The sequence below is a fragment of the Streptomyces durbertensis genome (genome assembly GCF_014156695.1).
Taxonomy (GTDB): Bacteria; Actinomycetota; Actinomycetes; order Streptomycetales; family Streptomycetaceae; genus Streptomyces; species Streptomyces durbertensis.
In genome coordinates, this window is record NZ_WMLF01000795.1 from 1 (window position 1) to 1,187 (window position 1,187).

At 57.0% G+C, this 1,187-nt stretch carries 1 protein-coding gene; it reads right to left on the reverse strand.

Annotation, left to right across the window (positions count from 1 at the left end; translation table 11 throughout):
* Nucleotides 1-1,166, reverse strand: a 1,166-nt coding sequence (gene clpX, locus GL263_RS26875) for an ATP-dependent Clp protease ATP-binding subunit ClpX (RefSeq protein ID WP_181355787.1), incomplete at its 3' end; no start/stop codon positions are given.
* Nucleotides 1,167-1,187: the final 21 nt, after the last annotated feature.

A 1,187-nucleotide genomic window follows, 5' to 3' on the forward strand; every position in this document is an offset into this window, starting at 1 on the left:
GGGACTTCGTACATCACCGACATCAGGACTTCTTCCATGATCGCGCGGAGGCCGCGCGCACCCGTGCGCCGCAGGATCGCCTGATCCGCGATCGCCTCCAACGCACCCCGCTCGAACTCCAACTCCACACCATCAAGCTCGAACAACTTCTGGTACTGCTTCACCAACGCGTTCCGCGGCTCCACCAGAATCTGCAACAACGCCGCACGATCCAGATTATGCACCGACGTGATCACCGGAAGACGCCCGATGAACTCCGGAATCATCCCGAACTTCACCAGATCCTCCGGCATCACCTCCTCGAACAGATTCGAAGCCTCCAACTCCCGCTTCGACCTGATCGTCGCACCGAACCCAATCCCCTTCGCACCCGCCCGCGACTCGATAATCTTCTCCAACCCCGCGAACGCCCCACCCACAATAAACAACACATTCGTCGTGTCGATCTGAATGAACTCCTGATGCGGATGCTTCCGCCCACCCTGCGGCGGCACCGACGCAGTCGTCCCCTCCAAAATCTTCAACAACGCCTGCTGAACACCCTCACCCGACACATCCCGCGTGATCGACGGATTCTCACTCTTCCGCGCGACCTTATCAATCTCATCAATATAGATGATCCCCGTCTCGGCCTTCTTCACATCATAGTCAGCCGCCTGGATCAACTTCAACAAAATGTTCTCGACGTCCTCACCCACATACCCCGCCTCCGTCAACGCAGTCGCATCAGCAATCGCGAACGGAACATTCAACATCCGCGCCAACGTCTGCGCCAACAACGTCTTACCCGACCCCGTCGGCCCCAACAACAAAATATTCGACTTCGCCAACTCGATACCATCGTCCTTCACCCCACCGGACGACGACTCACCCGCCTGCACCCGCTTGTAATGGTTGTACACGGCAACCGACAAAGCCTTCTTCGCCGCCTCCTGCCCCACCACATAACCCTCAAGAAACTCAAAAATCTCCCGCGGCTTCGGCAACTCACCCCACCGAAGATCAGAAGACTCCGCCAACTCCTCCTCAATAATCTCATTACACAGATCGATGCACTCGTCACAGATATACACACCAGGACCTGCGATGAGCTTCTTCACCTGCTTCTGACTCTTCCCACAGAAAGAACACTTCAGCAGATCGCCACCATCACCGATGCGTGCCACGAGGTGCATCCCCTTCGCCTG